Source organism: Paenibacillus sp. GXUN7292 (assembly GCF_050864975.1).
Lineage (GTDB): Bacteria > Bacillota > Bacilli > Paenibacillales > Paenibacillaceae > Pristimantibacillus.
Window position 1 is genome coordinate 1 of sequence record NZ_JBOZWO010000088.1, and the last position, 2,445, is coordinate 2,445.

Annotated in this window: 2 protein-coding genes; both read right to left on the minus strand. The window is 42.6% G+C overall.

Annotated elements, in window-relative coordinates; all coding sequences use genetic code 11:
* Positions 1–231: 231 nt before the first annotated feature.
* The gene (locus tag ACRRU2_RS28440) at positions 232–1,410 is read right to left on the minus strand and encodes an NAD(P)/FAD-dependent oxidoreductase (protein WP_331700076.1); all 1,179 of its coding nucleotides are present in this window, start codon (positions 1,408–1,410) and stop codon (positions 232–234) included.
* 27 nt (positions 1,411–1,437) lie between these two features.
* On the minus strand, positions 1,438–1,881 hold the full coding sequence (locus ACRRU2_RS28445; protein WP_331700075.1) for a DUF1641 domain-containing protein: 444 nt from the start codon (positions 1,879–1,881) through the stop codon (positions 1,438–1,440).
* Positions 1,882–2,445 lie beyond the last annotated feature (564 nt).

The window sequence follows — 2,445 nt, forward strand, 5'->3', positions numbered from 1 at the left end:
TCATCAAAATTAGCCCTTTTGAAATTGTAACGAATCCTGTTTACGCTATCTGTGAACAAACCATCGTTTCAGCCGTCTTAGAGCACCAATAAGATCGTATATCTACGTTAGATTTTAAAAAGATGCTTTTTAGGCCAAATAGCGCTTCCAGGATTCGTTAGAGTTTTTGCTAACCAGCAAAACTTCAAAGAGCCCCATTCTTTTGAATGGGGCTTTTCTTATCATTTAATATTAATAAACCAAAGAGAACAAACCATTCACATGCGACAAGTAACGAACATTACTTGCTTCCTTCATTAGAGAAGCAGGAACGCCTTTCAAACGAAGCTGGCTTGCGCCAACTGTACCGATTGCATCCTTGCGTCCCAAGCTTGCCAATACGCCGGAATTTACAAATTCAAAGGACTTCATAGGAATACCTTTGTAGTTAGCATATAGGTTGTAGCCGATCGCCTCGCCCATTTGCCATGCGATTTGCGCACTTGGCGGATAAGGGCGTCCTTCTGGACCAAATACAACAGCATTATCGCCAGCAAGGAATACGTCTGCATGAGATGTCGATTGTAAAAATTCGTTCACTGTTGCACGGCCGCGATTCACTTCAATGCCGCAGTCTGCAACGACAGGGTTTCCAGTTACGCCGCCTGTCCATACGAATGTATTCGTATCGATCGAGCTTCCGTCCTTCAGCATAACCTTTGTGCCTTGTACTTCTGTTACCGCAACACCCATAATTAGGTTAACACCGCGGTTTTGAAGGCTTGCTTTTGCACGCTCCAATAGCTCAGCCGGGAAGCCAGCAAGAATTGTTGGACCTGCTTCGATATTGTAAAGCTTGATTTCACTGCGATTAATGCCTTTTGCTTCGCACCATTCCTGCAGCTTGTCAGCAATTTCTCCGGTCAATTCAATACCAGTCAAGCCGCCGCCGCCAACAACGATCGCAGCATCCTTCTCGTCCTTCGACTTCGCATAAGCATCCAAACGAGCTTGTATATGTGCATAAACACGCTTAGCTTCGTCAACTGATTTCAGGGTCATGCTATTTTCTTCCAGACCAGGTATGCCGAAAAATGCTGTCTCGCCGCCAAGTGCTACGACAAGCTTATCATACCCAAGGTTTCCGCTTCTAGACAGCTGAACTTTCTTATTGTCTGGATCAATTTTGTCTACATTGTCAATAATTACGTTAATCGATTTATTTTTGAGCAGCTTATCAAGCGGCAGTGCAACGTTTTTCTCATCCAGGCCATTTACCGCCAAACGATGAAGCTCAGTTACGATTTGATGATAAGGAACACGATTCACAAGCGTAATTGACGCCTCTTCAGCTGAAAAATGTTTACGGGCAGTAAGTGCGCTTAGCAATCCGCCGTATCCGCCACCTAAAATTAAAATCTGTTCAGACATGCTAATCCTCCGTTCTAGTTTAAATGCTTATGAATTGGCGTTTTGCTTGCGCTCGGACAATACATCCAAAAACTTTTGCGCAAAACGGAATGCAGATTGTACTTGCGGATCCTTCATCATTTTCAACAGTCCAAAAAGACCGATCGTCGCCGCCGCATCCGCCTGTGCTCTGTCATTTGCTTCTATCGCTGCAGAAGCGATTCCTTTTGCCGTTTCTTGAACCGGCTTAACGAACTCGCCAACGCCATGAATCATGTCGTTTACCAAAACCTTGTCGTTAGCTACTGTAACAGCAACATCGTAGACTTTGGTCAGCATTGTAACCATTTCTGCCAGCTTCGGCAAATTTTCTACCAATACATTAAGCGAACTTTGAACTTCCGGCTTCAACAATTGCTCTAGCACATCCAGTTCACGTACAGATACTGATTCCGTACTGCTCTCAGGTTGTTTTGTTTCTGTTTCGACCATTCGAATTGCAGCCTCCCTAAATTTAGCGTACTGTATGCAGTCAAGCTTGTTAAAATCATATTTAACAGCTACTCAAGGTGAAACGGCTGTCGCCATCCTTTGGCGATCGCGCGTTTCATTCCGGAGAAATATAAGATCAGGTATAAGCAGGAAACTTATATTTTCTTATATTTTGAAATAGCTGATATTGTGAATTTTTTCACAACTCGCAAACTGTAACAGCCCGTTTACTACTATATGTTTATAGTATGCCTTTTTCTCAAAATGTTCAATTCCTATTTTCAAGAATTTTATTATTTTCTGTCGAATCAATGATATTTATCATTTCTCCGAACGTTGGACAGAATCGTTTATCAATAAAAATATAGAAACAGACGTAAGTTGAACTCTTATGCGTTGCATCTTTTCAAAAAAAAGACCTCGCACCTATAGGCGCAAGGCAAGGGTTTTTAGATTGCTGCTAACAAATTCTAACGTTCATGAGCGCTCTTTCTTGGCGCCAGATTAATTTCTTTTATAGTGGCCAAATCAATTTTAGGCTTGCGGTCCTCAGTGAGCAGCCCG